The 17,318-nt window shown below is 62.9% G+C and carries 13 protein-coding genes and 1 pseudogene; 10 read left to right on the top strand and 4 right to left on the bottom strand.

All coding sequences use genetic code 11. The features are described 5' to 3' along the window. Positions 1–254 precede the first annotated feature (254 nt). Positions 255–923: a ribosome biogenesis GTP-binding protein YihA/YsxC gene (gene yihA, locus PAN31108_RS18890; protein WP_150670350.1), complete on the bottom strand. Its 669-nt coding sequence runs from the start codon at positions 921–923 to the stop codon at positions 255–257. A gap of 298 nt (positions 924–1,221) precedes the next feature. Here yihA and PAN31108_RS18885 point away from each other — a divergent pair, with 298 nt between their 5' ends. The 5 genes from PAN31108_RS18885 (at position 1,222) to msrQ (ending at position 7,320) form a co-directional block, all read left to right on the top strand. Continuing rightward, on the top strand, positions 1,222–1,878 hold the full coding sequence (locus tag PAN31108_RS18885; protein WP_150670349.1) for a c-type cytochrome: 657 nt from the start codon (positions 1,222–1,224) through the stop codon (positions 1,876–1,878). A gap of 175 nt (positions 1,879–2,053) precedes the next feature. Further along, positions 2,054–4,189: a cytochrome c biogenesis protein ResB gene (locus PAN31108_RS18880; protein ID WP_246184043.1), complete on the top strand. Its 2,136-nt coding sequence runs from the start codon at positions 2,054–2,056 to the stop codon at positions 4,187–4,189. Positions 4,190–4,200: 11 nt separating this feature from the next. Further along, positions 4,201–5,385, top strand: a complete 1,185-nt coding sequence (gene ccsB / locus PAN31108_RS18875) for a c-type cytochrome biogenesis protein CcsB (protein ID WP_150670348.1) — start codon at positions 4,201–4,203, stop codon at positions 5,383–5,385. Positions 5,386–5,575: 190 nt separating this feature from the next. Continuing rightward, positions 5,576–6,571, top strand: a complete 996-nt coding sequence (msrP, locus tag PAN31108_RS18870; protein WP_150670347.1) for a protein-methionine-sulfoxide reductase catalytic subunit MsrP — start codon at positions 5,576–5,578, stop codon at positions 6,569–6,571. Between the two features lie 20 nt (positions 6,572–6,591). Further along, positions 6,592–7,320 (top strand): protein-methionine-sulfoxide reductase heme-binding subunit MsrQ, encoded by a 729-nt coding sequence (gene msrQ / locus PAN31108_RS18865; protein WP_174995050.1) that lies wholly within the window; start codon positions 6,592–6,594, stop codon positions 7,318–7,320. Here the strand turns inward: msrQ and lysA are convergent. Then, positions 7,239–8,516 (bottom strand): diaminopimelate decarboxylase, encoded by a 1,278-nt coding sequence (gene lysA / locus PAN31108_RS18860; RefSeq protein WP_150670345.1) that lies wholly within the window; start codon positions 8,514–8,516, stop codon positions 7,239–7,241. The genes msrQ and lysA overlap by 82 nt on opposite strands. A gap of 124 nt (positions 8,517–8,640) precedes the next feature. Next, positions 8,641–8,868 carry an LPS translocon maturation chaperone LptM gene (gene lptM, locus PAN31108_RS18855; RefSeq protein ID WP_150670344.1) on the bottom strand — a complete coding sequence of 76 codons (228 nt, stop codon included), beginning with the start codon at positions 8,866–8,868 and terminating at the stop codon, positions 8,641–8,643. A gap of 57 nt (positions 8,869–8,925) precedes the next feature. Between lptM and cyaY the strand changes: the two genes are divergently transcribed. After that, entirely contained in the window at positions 8,926–9,258 is a 333-nt protein-coding gene (gene cyaY / locus PAN31108_RS18850) for an iron donor protein CyaY (protein WP_150670343.1), read from the top strand. 68 nt (positions 9,259–9,326) lie between these two features. Here the strand turns inward: cyaY and PAN31108_RS18845 are convergent, their stop codons facing one another. Further along, positions 9,327–11,801: a penicillin-binding protein 1A gene (locus tag PAN31108_RS18845; RefSeq protein WP_150670342.1), complete on the bottom strand. Its 2,475-nt coding sequence runs from the start codon at positions 11,799–11,801 to the stop codon at positions 9,327–9,329. 243 nt (positions 11,802–12,044) lie between these two features. Here PAN31108_RS18845 and pilM point away from each other — a divergent pair, with 243 nt between their 5' ends. The 4 genes and pseudogenes from pilM to PAN31108_RS18825 all read left to right on the top strand — a co-directional run. Beyond that, positions 12,045–13,136 carry a pilus assembly protein PilM gene (pilM, locus tag PAN31108_RS18840; protein WP_150670341.1) on the top strand — a complete coding sequence of 364 codons (1,092 nt, stop codon included), beginning with the start codon at positions 12,045–12,047 and terminating at the stop codon, positions 13,134–13,136. 89 nt (positions 13,137–13,225) lie between these two features. Next, complete coding sequence (locus PAN31108_RS18835) at positions 13,226–13,798, top strand: PilN domain-containing protein (protein ID WP_150670340.1); 573 nt, start codon at positions 13,226–13,228, stop codon at positions 13,796–13,798. Beyond that, entirely contained in the window at positions 13,788–16,661 is a 2,874-nt protein-coding gene (locus PAN31108_RS18830; RefSeq protein ID WP_174995049.1) for a type IV pilus secretin PilQ, read from the top strand. Before PAN31108_RS18835 ends, PAN31108_RS18830 begins: the two co-directional genes overlap by 11 nt. Beyond that, positions 16,567–17,085, top strand: a pseudogene (locus PAN31108_RS18825) (shikimate kinase); the annotation flags it as partial. The gene PAN31108_RS18830 and the pseudogene PAN31108_RS18825, both read left to right, overlap by 95 nt. Positions 17,086–17,318 lie beyond the last annotated feature (233 nt).

Here is a 17,318-nt window from a genome sequence, read left to right as displayed (position 1 = left end):
GAACCCTTCGTCCCCTTCATCCCCCTTCGAATGATTTGATCGACGGCGCCGTTCGCCGCGACGATTTGTCGCGCACAATCGGTTCGTCGAACGGCTACCTTAGGAGGCTGGCGTGCCGGACGTAAAGCGCGTTTAAAACGCTTCGTAGGATGCTTCGACCTGTGCGCCGCCAAGGCCGAACGAGGGCACTAGGGCACTAGGGCAGGACGAGGGCAAGCCGTGCGCCGGACAGGCCATGCGCAACGAGGGCTGCGTTATTTTTTCGCCGAGTCTCGTGCCGGAATGGCGAGCCAGTCTTCGAGTACGCGCTGCGCGGCGTCGACACCGGTACGCTTGAGAGACGAGAACAGTTGTGCCGTGAATTGCGGCGGTATCGCGGGATTGTCGGACGGCAGGCCATCGGTGCGCGGCAACGCGGCCAGCCGCTTCTGCGTCTCCCGAAGCACGTTGGTGGATTCCTGGCGCGTGAGCTTGTCGGCTTTGGTCAACAGCGCGTGGATCGGGCGCCCTGTCGGCATGAACCAGTCGATGAGCTCGCAATCGAGGTCCGTGAACGGCCGGCGCGAGTCCATCACCAGCACGAGGCCGCGCAACTGCGGGCGCTGCACCAGATAGTCTCCGAGAAGCTGCTGCCAGTGCACTTTCACGCCACCGCCCACTTCGGCATAGCCGTAACCCGGCAAGTCGACGAGGTAGCCGTAAAGATGCTCGAGGTGAGCGATCTCGAAATAGTTGATGTGCTGCGTACGGCCCGGCGTCTTGCTCGAGAAGGCCAGACGCTTCTGATTGCACAGGATGTTGAGCGCGCTGGATTTGCCCGCGTTCGAGCGGCCCGCGAAAGCGACCTCGGGCACTGCCGTGGGCGGCAGGTCGCGCAAATGATTGACGGTCGTAAAGAAGCGGGCTTGATGAAGTAGGGACATGACGGAAACCGGGGAGCGCCGCAACCTCCGGAATCGGGCTGCAACGCGGGCGCAGGCACGCAAATACGGCAGGTTCGATGCCTACCGGCGACAGGCCGGGAAGCCCCGTTCTGCGGCCTTCTACATGGAAATCCCCTAAAGCCGGGGAAAGTCTTTATTGTACAATATGAAAGTTAACCTTGGCCTTGCCAGGGCTTGCCCGAACGTCTCGCGCGCCGTGAGGTTGGAGGAGAAACACGGCGTCGGACGGTGAGTTCGAACGACCGATTTCCCGACAAAACAGATATAAGGTGTGCGAATGAACCGAGGAGTGTGGAAGTCTCTCGCTGCAACACCGTTGGCGCTGGCATGCCTTCTTCTGAGCGGTGCAGGACAAGCCGCCGAAGCTCAGGCGCCCGCCAAACCCGATCTGGCCCGGGGGCAGGCCATCGCCAGTCAGGTCTGCGCCGCCTGCCATGCTGCGGATGGCAATAGCACCGGTGGGGCTTATCCGAAGTTGGCCGGTCAGCATTCCGAATATCTCTACAAGCAGCTCGTCGACTTCAAGGCGCAGCCCGGTAAAACCCCAGCGCGTAACAATCCCATCATGGCCGGCATGGTCGCCGCATTGTCCGATCAGGATATGCGCAATGTGTCGGCGTATTTCGCGTCGCAGACGATCAAGCCAGGGGTAGCGCGCAACAAAGACACCGTGCCGCTCGGCGAAAAGATCTACCGGGGCGGCATTGCCGAGAAGGGCGTGCCTGCCTGCGCGTCGTGTCACGGCCCGACAGGGGCCGGCATGCCGTCGCAGTACCCGCGTCTGTCGGGGCAGTGGGCGGAATACACCGCAGCCCAGCTCGTGGCATTCCGCGATGAGACGCGTAGCAACAACGCGCCGATGCACACGATCGGCGGGCGTTTGTCTGACAAGGAAATCAAAGCCGTCGCGGATTACATTGCCGGTCTGCGCTGAGCGTGATGATCGGGAGCCCTGCCCTGACACCATGTGAACGTCAGGGTATATTCGCTGACTTATAACGAAACCAGTCACGGCGCCGCAGAGCGACCGGATCGAACTGGTTTAGCATACACAGGGTGGCGGGCGCGTGAGATACGCGTCCCCGCCCTTTTTTGTTGTCGGAAACAGGATGAGCATCAGTACCTCCGGAATGCAGATCAAGGGAGCGCAACGATGGGTGCGCGATGGCGTCGAGCTCGTCAGCTCGATGCGCTTCGCCATCAGTCTGCTCACCGTGCTCGCGATTGCCAGCATCGTCGGCACCGTGCTCAAGCAGGGCGACCCTTACCCCAATTACGTCAATCAGTTCGGCCCGTTCTGGGCCGACGTCTTCCGCTCGCTCGGCCTGTACACGGTGTACAGCTCGTGGTGGTTCCTGCTGATCCTCTTCTTCCTGATGGCGTCGACAACGTTGTGCATCGTGCGCAACGCACCGAAGATGATCGCGGACATCCGGAGCTGGCGCGATCACGTGCGCGAGGGCAGTCTGCGTGCCTTTGGCCATAAGGCCGAGTACATCGGCCCGTTGTCGCGTGGCGATCTGATCGAGCGTCTGACGGGCTACCTCGGGCATCGCGGCTACCGTTTCGTCGTGCGCGAGCGCGACGGAGCAACGCTCGTGGCCGCGAAGGCCGGAGCCATCAACAAGATCGGCTATATCTTCGCCCACAGTGCGATCGTGATCATTTGTCTGGGCGGTCTGGTGGACAGCGATCTGCTGATTCGCGTACAGATGGCGCTGTTCGGCAAATCGCCGCTGCAAGGCAATGCCGTGATTGCGCAGATTCCCGAGGCGCACCGTCTCTCGCCGAATAACCCCGCGTTTCGCGGTTACGCATTTGTGCCGGAAGGCGGTAAGTCGACTACGGCGATTCTGAATTTTCAGGATGGGTCGGTCGTGCAGGATCTGCCGTTTTCCATCGAACTGAAAAAATTCCACGTCGATTACTACTCGACGGGCATGCCCAAGCTGTTCGCCAGCGACATTGTGGTGACCGACCCCGAGACCGGCAAAACGATGAGCGCGACCGTGAAGGTCAACGAGCCGTTCATCTACAAGGGCGTGGCGGTCTACCAGTCGAGTTTCGAGGACGGCGGCAGCAAACTGAAGCTCACCGGTTTCCCCATGCGAGGTGCAACGGATCGCGCTTTCGCGTTCTCGGGCGATGTCGGCGGTTCGACGCAACTGCGCGGCGGGGCCGCAGGCAAGGACGAGTACACGGTCGAATTCAGCGACTTCCGCGCCATCAACGTCGAGAACATCAGCAACGGCAGCGGCGAGCGTGACGTGCGCGGCGTTGCCCGTAAGTCGTTGCGCGACGATCTGAGCGCACAACTCGGTTCCGGCGTGCGGACCGATCTGGGCAAAGACCTGCGCAATGTCGGTCCGTCGGTGCAGTACAAGGTGCGCGACCGCAGTGGTCAGGCCAAGGAGTATCGCAATTACATGCTGCCGATTCTGGTGGAAGACGGCGAGCGCGTGTTCATGACGGGCGTGCGCGACACGCCCGACGGCCCGTTCCAGTATCTGCGCATTCCGGCGGACGCCGACGGCTCCGTCAAGCAATGGATGTTGTTGCGCGCCGCCCTTCAGGACGATGGCGCGCGTGCCGAGGCGGCCCGCCGCTTCGCGGCGCAGTCGCTGCCGTTGCAAACGTCGGCCGAACTGCGCGGTCAGTTGCAGGAGAGCGCCAAGCGCGAACTCGACCTGTTTGCCGGCGCGATCCCGGCCAGCAAGAACGGTCATGCGACCGGTGGCTTGCAGGCGATCGCGGAGTTCGTGAGCGAGAAGGTTCCGTCCGACCAGCAGTCGAGTGCGGCGGACATGTTCCGGCGAATTCTGGACGGCACGATCTGGCAACTTTGGCAGGTTGCGCGCGAGCAAGCGGGGCAACCGGCGGTGGCATCGTCGCCCGAGACCGAGCGCTTCGTGCATACGGCCACAAACGCGCTGTCCGACAATTTCCTGTACGACGCCCCCGTCTTCCTGCAACTCGATTCCTTCGAGCAGATTCAGGCCAGCGTCTTCCAGCTCACGCGTTCTCCGGGCAAAAAGATCGTGTATCTTGGCAGCTTGCTGCTGGTGCTAGGCATCTTCTCGATGTTCTATGTGCGTGAGCGGCGTTTGTGGCTGTGGGTCAAGGACACGCCGGAGGGAGGCAGTTCGGTGTTGATGGCGGTGTCGACGACGCGTCGCACACTGGACTTCGAAAAAGAATTCGCCCGCACGAAGGCGGAGATGGACGAGATCGTCACAAAACGATGAAGGTGAGGCAGATGGAGTTATCCCAAGGCTATTCAGAGGTCTCATGGCTGCGCCGACGCAGTATCGGCGACTGGCTGTTCGCGCTTGCGCTCGCGATCGGTGCGGGCTTCGCGCTCAACCGCTACGGCCACTACATGGACTACTACGAGCACACGATTCTGGTGCTCGCGGTGCCGACCTTCGCGTTGCTCGGCTGGCACTGGCGCGCGGTGCGCTGGTTGATGGCGGGCATCGCGATTCTCGCGCTCTCGGGCATCGGTCTCTATCACCATGATCTGGCGCGTGCCGATCAGGCATTCTTTCTCAAGTACTTTCTGTCGAGTCAGTCCGCCATTCTGTGGATGAGCGCGCTGTTCTTCCTGTCGACGCTCTTCTACTGGGGGGGCTTGCTCGCCCGTTCGTCGTTCGGCGCGAGCGTGGGGTCGTCGTTGTGCTGGGCCGCGGTGCTGCTCGGCTTCACCGGCATGATGGTGCGCTGGTACGAGTCCTATCTCGTGGGTGCCGATGTCGGTCATATCCCGATCTCGAATCTGTACGAAGTGTTCGTGCTGTTCTGTCTGATCACAGCGCTGTTTTACCTCTATTACGAGCAACGTTACGAAACGCGGTCGCTCGGCCCGTTCGTGTTGCTGGTGATCAGTGCTGCCGTCAGTTTCAACCTCTGGTACAGCGTGGCCCGCAGCGCTTATGAGATTCAACCGTTGGTGCCGGCGCTGCAAAGCTGGTGGATGAAGATCCACGTGCCGGCGAATTTCATCGGTTACGGCACGTTTGCGCTAGCCGCGATGGTCGCGATCGCGTATCTGCTCAAGTCGGGCGAGAACAAGCGTCTGGCTGCAGCAGGCAAGCCGCTCGACAGTGGGTTCTTCTCGTCGCGTCTGCCATCGCTCGAATTGCTCGACGACGTGATGTACAAGGCGATTGCCGTCGGTTTTGCGTTCTTCACGATTGCCACGATTCTCGGCGCGCTATGGGCGGCGGATGCCTGGGGCGGTTACTGGAGTTGGGATCCTAAGGAGACGTGGGCGTTGATCGTCTGGCTGAACTACGCCGCGTGGTTGCACATGCGTCTCATGAAGGGGTTGCGTGGCGTGGTCGCCGCATGGTGGTCGCTGACGGGCTTGCTGATCACCACGTTCGCATTCCTCGGGGTGAATATGTTCCTGTCGGGATTGCATAGTTACGGCCAGCTTTGACGTCGATCGCTCCCGCCGAGACCGGCCGATAAGGCCTGAAGAGCCGCCGCACCGTGGTGCCGGCGGCTTTTTTTATCGTGACGTATGATTCCCGCACTGTGCCCAGGGGAACGACGTCTGTCGAGTGTCGGTCTCACGGTGCATCGGGAATATCGGCACATCGGCAAAGCAGGCCGGTCTGGAGGGCATCATGAGTAAGCACAAGTCGGTTCTGCGTGGGGCGGACATTCCCGCCAGCCAAATCACGCCACGGGACCTGGCGATCGGACGGCGACGCTTCCTGCAGGCGTCCGGCATCGGTCTGACGGGACTGGGTGGCGCGGCACTGGGTATCTTGCCGTCGAGTGCCTTCGCGGCGGAGAGCCCGGGCACCGGATTGGCCAAACTGGCAGCGACACGCAATACGCGTTACGTCGTGACCGATAAGCCGACTGACATCAAGGATGTCACGACTTACAACAATTTCTACGAATTCGGCACCGATAAGGCCGATCCGGCGCGGCGTGCGGGCACGCTCAAGCCGCACCCGTGGCAGGTTGCCATCGAGGGTGAGGTGAAGCAGCCGAAGGTCTACGACCTCGATGCGCTACTCAAACTCGCGCCGCTCGAAGAACGCGTCTATCGCCTTCGATGTGTGGAGGGCTGGTCGATGGTCATCCCGTGGATCGGCTATTCGCTGTCTGAACTCATCAAGCAGGTGCAGCCGACGGGCAACGCGAAGTACGTGGAATTCGTGACACTGGCGGATCCGAAGCAGATGCCGGGGCTGTCGTATCCGGTGCTGAGCTGGCCGTATGTGGAGGGCCTGCGAATGGATGAGGCGATGCATCCGCTTTCGCTGCTGACGTTCGGTCTGTACGGTGAGGTGCTGCCGAACCAGAATGGCGCGCCGGTGCGTATGGTGGTGCCCTGGAAATACGGCTTCAAGAGCGCCAAGTCCATCGTGAAGATTCGCTTCGTCGAGAAAATGCCGCTGACGAGCTGGAATCGCGCGGCATCGAATGAGTATGGTTTCTACTCGAATGTGAACCCGGACATCGATCATCCGCGATGGAGTCAGGCGACGGAGCGTCGCATCGGTGACGGTGGCATTTTCACGCCCAAGCGCAAGACGCTGATGTTCAACGGTTATGGCGAGCAGGTCGCGAGCCTGTATCAGGGCATGGATCTGCGTAAATTCTTCTGAGCTTCCCGAGCGAATCCGCCGTGCCGAAATCTCTTTCTCCTGCGTCCGGGCGGGAACCCCGACGCCCTGCACAACGCTGGCTGCCATGGGCCAAGGTGGCCGTTTTCCTGCTGGCGCTCGCGCCGGTGCTGCGACTTGCCGTCTACGGGGCCATGGATCAGTTGGGGGCGAATCCGGTCGAGTTCATCACACGCTCGACGGGGACCTGGACGCTGGTGATGCTGTGCATCACGCTCGCCATCACCCCGGTGCGTCGTGTGACCGGCATGGCGTGGCTGTTGCGATTCAGGCGCATGCTCGGCCTTTTCGCATTCTTCTACGGCGCGTTGCATTTCGCGACGTACTTCTGGCTGGATCAGTGGTTCGACTGGACGGGGATCTTGCGCGACGTGACCGGCAAACGGCCGTTCATCACGGTAGGGTTTGTGGCGTTCGTGCTGATGGTGCCTTTGGCACTGACGTCGCCGCACGCGGTGGTGAGACGCCTGGGAGGGCGGCGCTGGCAACAACTGCATCGCGCGATTTACGCGATCACGGTGCTGGCGATCCTGCATTACTGGTGGATGAAGGCGGGCAAGAACGACTTTGCCCAGCCGGCGATCTACGCGATCATCGTTGCGGCCCTGCTGGGCGCCCGGGTGATCTGGGCGCTGCGCAGGGCAGGGACTCAGCCGTTAGCAGGCGCGGCGGGCAGCAGTCGTTCGCCGGCAAACAGCGACTCGACCGTCTCGCGTTCGCGCACGAGATAGGCGTCGTTGCCATCGACCATGACTTCTGCGGCACGCGGACGCGTGTTGTAGTTCGAACTCATCGCGAAGCCATAGGCACCGGCCGAGCGAATCGCAAGCAGGTCGCCCGGTTCGAGCGTCAGGGCGCGCTCACGACCGAGCCAGTCGCCGCTCTCGCACACGGGACCGACGATGTCATAAAGGGTCGCCTCGCCAGCGCGGCGGGCGACCGGATCGATACCGTGATACGCCTCGTACATGGCCGGACGCGCCAGATCGTTCATCGCAGCGTCGACGATGGCAAAATTCTTCGTCTCGCCAGGCTTGAGGAATTCGACGCGTGTGAGCAGCACGCCGGCATTGCCGACAAGCGAGCGGCCCGGCTCGAACAGCACCTGGCGGTGGCCATGGCCGCGCTTGGCAATGTGATCGAGCAGCGTGGTGGCGAATGCCGTGATGTCCGGCGGTGTTTCGTCGGTGTACGTGATGCCCAGGCCACCGCCTACGTCGATATGATGCAGGGAGATGCCTGCAGCCTCGAGCTTTTCGACGAGGTCCAGCACTTTGTCGGTCGCGTCGAGATAAGGCGAAATTTCGGTGATTTGCGAGCCGATATGGCAATCGATGCCGACGACGTCGAGGTTCGGCATGGCCGCCGCCGCGAGATAGGCATCGAACGCTTCTTCATAAGCCACACCGAACTTGTTGCCGCGCAGGCCCGTGGAGATGTACGGATGCGTCTTGGCGTCGACGTTCGGATTCACACGCAATGAGACGCGCGCACGCTTACCCATCTGCCCCGCCACTTGATTGAGCCGGTCGAGTTCCGGGCGCGATTCGACGTTAAAGCAGAGCACATCGTTTTCGAGCGCGTAACGCATCTCGTCCGCATGTTTGCCGACGCCTGAAAACACGGTGCGCTTAGGATCGCCACCCGCGGCAATGACGCGGGCGAGTTCGCCGGCCGACACGATGTCGAAGCCGGCGCCCAATTTCGCGAAAACGCCGAGGACCGCGAGGTTCGAGTTGGCCTTGGCAGCGTAGTGCACCGCGGCGTTGCGACCTGCGCATGCCTTGGCATAGGCCTGATAGGCATTCGCCAGCGCGGCCTTCGAATAGACGTACAGCGGGGTGCCGAAACGCTCGGCAAGCACCGGCAGGGCGACGCCCTCGGCGTGGAGTACGTCGTTGCGGTAAGAGAAAATGGCGTCGGACATCGCAAAACTCGGTAATCAACTGGGCATCTGGGGGCGCCGTTCACACCGGAGCATCCCCCGGCATGCTGTGGCCGATTTCTGAATGATGTCGGCCAACGTCGGCTAATTTTCGCTTATTCCATGCTCATTCCGGCTTGGCCGGCGGCAGCGCGGTTGCCGGCGGCACTTCGACCGACGGTCCGCGTTGCGGTTCGGGCACGCGCGGCGGCGGCGGCACCGGCGCACCCGGCGGCGGGGTCGGTTTCGTGGGGCGCGCCGGCAGGTAAAGCGGGCCGGCCTGGCCACAACCGGCCAATACGCTCAAAAGGGCAATCGACGCTACAATCGCGCAGGTTCGAATAGGTGCAGTCATGGGGGTATCGCCGCGTGGTGCGGCATGCAAACGATGACGCAAACCGTGGAGTTTAGCATGACGGAAAGTGAATTCCTGGCGCTGGCAGAGGCCGTGCTGGCGCAGGTTGAGGCGGCTGTCGAAGCCGTGGTCGACGACAGCGATGTGGATATCGATTGCGAGCGTACGGGCAACGTGCTGACGCTCGAATTCGACGATGGCAGCAAGATCATCGTCAACGTGCAAACGCCGATGAGCGAGATCTGGATCGCCGCGCGTTCGGGCGGTTTCCACTTCCGCCTGAAGGGCGACAAATGGCGCGATACGCGCGACGACTCCGAATTGTTCGAGGCGCTGTCGCGCTTTGCGTCGCAGCAAGCCGGCGAGACCGTAACGCTTCAGGCCAACTGAGCCGTAGCCGGCCAAGCGGCCGACTCGCCTAATTCGGCTCGGCCGCCTGACACCCCCCCCTGTGCGCCTCAGGGCTTGCTGTTGAACATGTCGAGAATGCGCTGACGCTCCTGACGATCGACCGGCCCGGGGACCGGCGCATGCGAGGACCCCGGTGCGGGCGCCGCACCCGGTTGTGCCGGCATCTGGCCGGGCAACCCACCCGACGGGCCGGGCGACGCCGAGCCGTCCGGCGCCGTATCGGCGCTCAGACCGACCGTGCTGACCGCGCGTCCCGGCGGATAGTCGTCGTAGAAATAGTCGCCGTTGGCCTGAATGACACCCGGCGGTACGGCGCGCGTGGCTTCCGGCACGCCGCGCAACGCCTTGGACATGTAGTCGATCCAGATCGGCAGCGCCAGACCGCCCCCGGTTTCCCGATCGCCCAGATTGCGCGGCTGATCGAATCCAATCCACGCAACCCCCACCAATTGCGACTGATAGCCGGCGAACCACGCATCATGCGAATCGTTCGTCGTGCCCGTCTTGCCGGCGAGATCGCTGCGCTTGAGCACGTTCGTCTTGGCTGCGGTACCGCGTGTCGCGACGTCGTGGAGCATCGAATTCATGATGAACGCGTTGCGCGCCGGAATGGCTCGAATCGATTCGTCGCCGGCCTGGGTCGGCTTCTCCTCCATGATCACGTTGCCTTTCGAATCGGTGATGCGTGCGACGATGAACGGATTTACCCGGAAGCCCCCGTTCGCAAACACGGCGTAGCCGCTGGCCATTTGTAGCGGTGTGACCATCCCGGCGCCCAGCGCCATTGGCAAATAGGCGGGATGTTTGTCCGCTTCGAAGCCGAACCGGCCGATGAACTTCTGTGCATATGCAGGCGTAATGCTTTGCAGAATGCGGATCGACACGAGGTTGCGCGAGCGCATGAGCGCCACGCGCATCGGTTCCGGTCCGTCGAAACCGCCGCCGTAGTTTTTCGGCTCCCACGGCTGTCCGCCGGTTTGCGCCGCCGTGAAATACAGCGGGCCGTCGTTGATGATGGTCGCCGGAGCAAATCCCTTCTCGAGCGCTGCCGAGTAGATGAACGGCTTGAAGCTCGACCCCGGCTGACGCCATGCCTGCGTCACGTGATTGAATTTGTTGCGGTTGAAGTCGAAGCCCCCGACCAGCGAGCGGATCGCGCCGTTTTGCGGATCGAGCGACACGAACGCGGCTTCGATATCCGGCATCTGCACGATACGCCAGTTGTCCTTCGCATCCTTTGTGACACGGATCACCGAACCGGGGCGAATCTTCTGCTTCGGCTGTGCCTTGGCGCTCAAGCCCGCGGCGGCAAATCGCAGTCCGTCTCCCGTTACGGTGACATCGTCGCCGTTGAGCAGGACAGCCTTGACCTGCTGCGGACTCGCCGACAGCACCACCGCTGCGACCATGTCGCCGCTATCCGGATGTTCGACCAGTGTGTCGTCGATCAACTGTTCGCGCTCGTCCTTGCCGTCCGGCAAATCGATATTGGCTTCGGGGCCGCGATAGCCGTGACGCAATTCGTACGCCATGACGCCCGAGCGTAGCGCCTCGTAAGCGGCTTCCTGGTCGGCTGAATTGATCGTCGTGTAGACGTTGAACCCACGCGTATAAATCTCGTCCTTGAACTGCGCGTAGAGCAGTTGACGCACCATTTCCGCGACGTAGCCGGCATGCACGCTGAATTCGCTGCCCAGTCCGCGCACCACCAGTTCCTGCGCGATGGCCTGATCGTATTCCGCCTTCGACGCATACCCCAGGTCATACATCCGTTTCAGAATGTATTCCTGACGCACGCGAGCGCGCTTGTAGTTGACGATGGGGTTGTACGCCGACGGCGCTTTCGGCAGCCCGGCGAGCATCGCGGCCTCGGCCAGGGTGATGTCCTTGAGATCCTTGCCGAAATACACGCGCGCAGCACTGGCGAAACCGTACGCGCGCTCGCCGAGATAGATCTGATTCATGTACAGCTCGAGAATCTGATCCTTGGACAGGCGCGATTCGATCTTGTAGGCAAGCAGCGCCTCGTAGATCTTGCGCGTGTACGTCTTCTCGCTCGACAGGAAGAAGTTGCGCGCGACCTGCATCGTGATCGTGCTGGCCCCCTGCGATGAACCGCCGCGCGTGAAGTTCGCGACGCCTGCACGGAAGATCCCGATGAAATCGACACCGCCGTGCTGATAGAAGCGGTCGTCCTCGATGGCGAGCACGGCCTTCTTCATGACGTCGGGGATGTCCGAGAATCGCACGAGATTGCGGCGTTCTTCGCCGAATTCGCCGATCTGGATCTCATCCGCCGTATAGATGCGCAACGGGATCTTCGGCCGGTAATCGACGATGGTGTCGAGCGACGGCAACTGCGGCGTCATCACCACCAGGATATACCCCGCGAGCAACGCGCCACATACGAACATCGCGGCGATAAGGCCTACGAACCAAAGTGCGATGCGCAGCCAGATGGAGCGGCGCGGTTTGGGCGGGCGCTTGTCGCGGGGTGTCTCGGTTTGGGGTGTGCTTGCCATGGGAGAACCGGAAAAAACGATGGGCCGATTATAACGAACGACCCGTGATCCCCCTCGACAGACCCCCGAAATCGGAGTTTGGGCCTATGGGGACTAGGAATTCGCCGAGCGAAAAACGGCGCGAATTCCGAAAGCGCATTTTTTTGCCGCGCCATCGTTGGGATTCGGAATCGTCCGATTGGACGGCTGCCCTTCGCTCGATAGCATCGATCGCATCGATATGGCGAGAAACGGGAGGACATCATGGTCGCGGCGATGCTGCGTGGCGTGCGTCACATGGGCAATCCATTAGCGGCGATGCTGCCGCGCAGGGGCGGTAGCGGTTGCGGTATTCACTTTGACGCCGGTGGTGTGCAATTCGTTCGAATCACACGCGCCTCCGGGCGTTCAGCCTTGACGGTGGATGCCTGCGGGAGCGCCGTCATCGACGACGGCATGTTGAGTGGTTCGCACATTGCCAAACCGGAGGCCGTGGCGCGCAGGATAGACGAGTTGCTTGAGCGGTTGGAGATGAGCGCCCGGGAACTGCAGCGCGACACGATCGTATTGGCGTTGCCGTCAGGGGCGCTCAAGACGCAAGTCATCGACTATCCCTCGACATTGCCGCCGCGAGCCCTGCGTGCATGGGGGGAGCGGCGCGCAGCGCTGCTATTGCCAGGCGACGGCGATCCCGACCTGAGAAGCCGCGTAGGCGTGACGTGGGCCGAACCCGGCAGCCATCGTCTTCGGTTGTACGCATGTGAGGCCCCCTTGGCCGACGACCGGGTTGCCGTGCTGGAAATGGCGGGTTTGCGCGTCCACGCGATCGATGCCGCGCATCAAGCGGGCCGTCGGGCCTTTCGATGGACACGGACGCAAACGTACGGCGCATCGCAGCCGGAACCTGCGTTGATGTCGGCGCCGGCTCCGGTGCCGACGACACGCCGCGCAGCCTCGCCGCAGGCCCTGTTGCAGATCGACGCCAGGGAGGTCGATATCGCAGTGTTCGACGGCCAGACCTGCATCGCCAGCGTTCATGAGCGGTTCGATGGCGTGAACGGTCATGTCGAGGCCCTGGCAAGCATGATCCAGGCAGTGTCGGGCAGATTGCCGGTTGCGCTTTCCGCCCTTCATATTGCCGCGCGTGAGGCAAGCCCGGGCGAACTTGCGGCGATTCGCGAAGCCGTCGCAACGACGTGCGGTGTCGAGGTCCAACCGTTCGATCCATTGGATCACCTGCCGCGCACCCAGCCGGCCGGGCCGCGTTTTCATGCACAGGCCCAGTGCACGGCGTTTGCCGTGCCTTTCGGTCTGGCGCTGCGCGCCGTGTCGATGCAGGGGGCGGCATGCGCATGAGCGTCGAATTACCTCCCCTCGATTTCCTTCCCACGTTGGCACAGCGGCGGCAACGGGACTTTCGCTGCCAATGGCGTATCTGGCTTTACATGGCGGTCGGCGGCGCGTTGGTATCGCTTTTGCCGATCGCCTGGGATGTGCATCAACGGCGCGAGGCGCAGAGGCAAAGCATCGCGTTGCAAACCGCGAGCAAAAAATTGAGCGCAGACGTGAAAGCGTTCGACGCCACGGTACGCAAGCTCGCGGAGATGGAGGCCCATCGCCGGGCAACGGTGGCGCTCGTCGAGCGCAGGCAACCCGCTGCGCAACGCCTGCTGGACGTCATGAAAGCCTGTGCCGATGGCGTTCGGTTGATGTCGGTGAAAACCGTTGAGGAACATCTGCGGATTGAGGGGTACGCGACGACGCAGTCGCGTGTGCGTGAGACGCAAAAGCGATTGCGCGCGTTGCCTTGGGTGCGCAAGGTCGCAGAGGTGGAGTCGAGCGTGGTGCCTGAAAGCGTCAGGCGACTATGGGCCACCGAGCAAGCGTCGGCTGCGATGCCCAACATTCGTCGCTTCACTTTACGTATTGAACTCAAACAGCCCCCGGCACCGACCGTGTTGGCAGCGATTGCCGACATGGATGGAGCGGCGATGGAGGAAGTGCCCGATGTACGGTGACAAGCACCCGCCAGACGACGTACGAGACATTTTTCACGACCTGAAGACGCGTTGGCGAACAACGTGGAACCGGTGGGCCGCCGTCTCGCCGACAGAATGGACGCTGCCGGTGCAATGCGGGGTGGCAGTCTTCGTCGGCGTAGTGGGGTTGGTCCTGGCGTGGTCGACATGGTGGCTGGTCGGGTTGCCTGTGTGGGCGACATTGACGAATGATCTCGACGTCGAACGGCAGGCGTTGGCGCGAGCCAGCGAGGCCGCGCGTCGACTGCCCGAACTCTCGATCCGGCTGCGAGACGCGCAGGCGGAGACGATTGCCTGGCATCGATTGTTGCCGGTCGCTGCACCGACAGCAAAGGACGACATCGCGGCATCGACGCATGTTTCCCGCAATGCACTTGTGGAGGCCGGGGCGGAAGCGGTTTCGGTCGAGGCGCCCGGCGCGCTCGGCGATGAAGCGCCGAGCAATGCGATCGACGACACACAAAGCGCATGGCGTACCGATCTGGAGCAGCACGTGGCCCGCGCGAACTTGATACTGGAGTTTGCAAGGCCCGGGCCGTCTGAGACATCGGGTGAGTTCGAGATCGAGCGGGCGGAGATGCGTGTGCGAGGGCCTGTTGCAAACCTGCTTGGCTGGCTTGGCGAGATCGATGCGATGCCGCGTCATCTCGCGGTCGAGCGACTTTCGCTGCAGGGGCCGCGTATGGTGCATATGGCGCATATGGCGCGCGGTGCCGCAATGCCAGGAACGGCAGGAATATCCGGAACATCCCATACGGCCTCAGGGTCTGGCGCCAACGTCGTCCATCCCGATACCGTTGAAGCAACGCTCACGGTCATGGTGTCCGCCTATCGCTGGCGGCGTCCGGCCGGGACCCAGCGTCAGGTTGGCGTATTGGCTGCGCTGGCGGACCGTCCGTGGCCTGCATTGCCTGAGCCACCCGCGCGATGGCAGATGCCGGCGGATACGATCGACGTCTTCCGCACGCCGCTCACACGCCGTGCTGCGCAGGACGCCGTCACCATCGCCGCTTCGGCCACGTCGAGTGGTGCGGCATCGGTCGACGATATGACGCCCATCGGCTCGATGCGCTCGGGTTCGCGCTATCTTTCGCTGCGGCGTTCCGGACCCACGGGACTCACCGCGACATGGCGCGATGACGCGTCGCTTGCCGGCAAGGCGCGTTCGGAACGGGGGGATGCCACTGTCGACGTAACGCTCCATGGGGTGGAGGCCGCAGACGCACTGCGCGCGTTTGCTCGCCTGACGGGCCGCAGTGTGGTGATCGGTGAGCGAGTTACCGGACGTCTCGATATGGAAGTGCTTGGCGTATCCGCTGCGACGGCATTCGACGTCATGATTCGCAGCGCGGGCCTCGGCGTGCAATCGGTGAGCGGCGTTGACTGGATCGCGCCGCGAGCCGATTTGCTGGCCGACGAGCAGACCCAACTGGAGGCCGCTGCGAAACGGGAGGCGTTGCTGCCGTTGTCGGCGCGTCGCTTCACACTGAACTATCCGCGGGCTCAAGCGTTGCGGGAAATCATCCTGGGTGATAAAGACAGCAAGGGCCAGCGGTTATTGTCCGCGCGTGGCAGCCTGATTGCAGATCCGCGTACGAATCAGTTGTTCGTCACCGATCTGCCGGAAAAGCTCGACGCCCTGGCATCTTTCATCGCACGCATCGATGTCCCCGTCCGGCAGGTCCTGATCGAGGCTCGTATCGTCGAAGCGGACGACAGGTTCAGCGAATCGCTGGGTGTCCGGCTGGCGGGGCGTCAGGGCGGCGCTGGCGCAAGCGAAGGGCGACCGCCCACGGTGCCCGACGCGGGCGAGTTTCGGTTGGCGCCCGCGGCCACGCGTGCAATAGGTGGCGCAGGCCTGCCCGACGAGCATCGCGGTGATGCGAAGGCGCCGGGAAGTGCGATAGACGTAGGCTTGCCTGCGGCGGCGCTGGCGGGGGTGGTGCCACCAAGCCTTGCGATTACGCTTTTCGGCCGATCCGCCAGCCGCTTTCTGCAACTGGAACTCTCGGCGCTGGAGACCAGCGGGCGCGGGCGGGTCGTTTCTCGACCGCGCGTCGTCACGGCGGATAAAGTGCAGGCGCTCATCGAGCAAGGCACGGAATTGCCTTATCAGACGCGCAGCGGGCCTCGCGGCGCGACGTCCGTCCAGTTTCGCAAAGCAACGTTGCGTTTGGAAGTCACACCCCTGATTACGCCGGATGGGCAGGTGATTCTCGATGTCGATGTGCGAAAGGACAGTGTTGGGCAGTCCGTGGCCGAGGGCTTTGCCGTCGATACCCGGCGTGTCCGAACACAGGTGCAGGTCGAGAATGGCGGAACGGTTGCGATCGGCGGGATTTATCAGGAGGTGCGGCGAGACAGCCGGGCGGCCGTGCCGTGGTTGGGCGAGGTGCCGGTGCTGGGCGCGCTTTTCCGTAACCGCGCCAATGAAGACCGTCGGACGGAATTGCTGGTATTCCTCACCCCAAGTGTGGTGCCGGAAGGCAATACGGGGATCGACGCAGCAGACGGCGCTGGCAGCCTCGAATCCGGCGCGCCGGCCAGGGACGGGCCGGCGCCCGATCCGTCGCGGCTTCCGGGGGCCATGGCGGCGGAGACTCCCGACACGGGTTCGAGGCCGCATCCGGACGACTTGCCGCGCGCCCATCCCCGCCTCATCGGGGTGTTCCCCGAGGCGACGCGTTCCGCACGCCCGACGCAGATCCCGGTATCATCAGGGATTGGAACCCAAATATCAGCGATTTATGCTGGAAAACGTAATACTTGTCGGACTGATGGGGGCGGGCAAGACCACGGTTGGACGCGCAGTCGCAAGACGCCTCGGACGGCAGTTCTATGACTCCGACCACGAGATCGAGGCGCGAACCGGCGTGCGCATTCCGGTTATCTTCGAGCACGAAGGCGAGGAAGGCTTTCGTCAGCGCGAGACCCAGACCATCGACGAACTCACCCAACGCAGCGGAATCGTCCTCGCCACCGGCGGGGGCGCGGTGTTGCGCGCGGAAAACCGCGAGTACATCAAATCGCGGGGCACGGTGGTGTATCTGCGCGCCAACCCGCATGATCTCTGGTTGCGCACGCGCCGCGACAAGAACCGCCCGTTGTTGCAAACTGCGGACCCGCGCGCGCGCCTCGAACAGTTGTATCAGGAGCGCGACGCGCTCTATCGCGAATGCGCGACATTCATCATCGAAACCGGGCGGCCGAGCGTCAATGCGCTCGTCAACATGGTGCTGATGCAGTTGGAAGTCGCAGGCATCGTCCCCAGCGCGTCGGATGTTGCCGCTTTGGAAGCCTTGGAGATGCCGGAAGGCATGCCAGACGATGTGTCATCGCCGCATGCCTCGGTGGGCGCCCACGACGCTGCTGATGCGGGGAGCGCCGATGACGTGAAGGACGACGGCAATGACGACGATGCGCCCCGCGCGGCGGTGAGCGCTTCCGATGCCGGGCATGAGCGGGGCGTCGGCGTCGTCGACCTACCGACGGCGAGTGC

Origin of the sequence: Pandoraea anhela, assembly GCF_902459655.1 — a bacterium.
Taxonomy (GTDB): domain Bacteria; phylum Pseudomonadota; class Gammaproteobacteria; order Burkholderiales; family Burkholderiaceae; genus Pandoraea; species Pandoraea anhela.
The sequence above is the reverse complement of the archived record's forward strand: the minus strand, read 5'-3'. Positions and strand labels throughout refer to the sequence as shown.

Coding starts and splice junctions, on each gene's coding strand:
- PAN31108_RS18830 (WP_174995049.1), top strand. CDS start 13,788: ATGTACGGTGACAAGCACCCGCCAGACGACGTACGAGACATTTTTCAC.
- lysA (WP_150670345.1), bottom strand. CDS start 8,516: ATGTCCGACGCCATTTTCTCTTACCGCAACGACGTACTCCACGCCGAG.
- PAN31108_RS18880 (WP_246184043.1), top strand. CDS start 2,054: ATGAGCATCAGTACCTCCGGAATGCAGATCAAGGGAGCGCAACGATGG.
- ccsB (WP_150670348.1), top strand. CDS start 4,201: ATGGAGTTATCCCAAGGCTATTCAGAGGTCTCATGGCTGCGCCGACGC.
- lptM (WP_150670344.1), bottom strand. CDS start 8,868: ATGACTGCACCTATTCGAACCTGCGCGATTGTAGCGTCGATTGCCCTT.
- yihA (WP_150670350.1), bottom strand. CDS start 923: ATGTCCCTACTTCATCAAGCCCGCTTCTTTACGACCGTCAATCATTTG.
- msrP (WP_150670347.1), top strand. CDS start 5,576: ATGAGTAAGCACAAGTCGGTTCTGCGTGGGGCGGACATTCCCGCCAGC.
- pilM (WP_150670341.1), top strand. CDS start 12,045: ATGGTCGCGGCGATGCTGCGTGGCGTGCGTCACATGGGCAATCCATTA.
- cyaY (WP_150670343.1), top strand. CDS start 8,926: ATGACGGAAAGTGAATTCCTGGCGCTGGCAGAGGCCGTGCTGGCGCAG.
- PAN31108_RS18885 (WP_150670349.1), top strand. CDS start 1,222: ATGAACCGAGGAGTGTGGAAGTCTCTCGCTGCAACACCGTTGGCGCTG.
- PAN31108_RS18845 (WP_150670342.1), bottom strand. CDS start 11,801: ATGGCAAGCACACCCCAAACCGAGACACCCCGCGACAAGCGCCCGCCC.
- PAN31108_RS18835 (WP_150670340.1), top strand. CDS start 13,226: ATGGCGGTCGGCGGCGCGTTGGTATCGCTTTTGCCGATCGCCTGGGAT.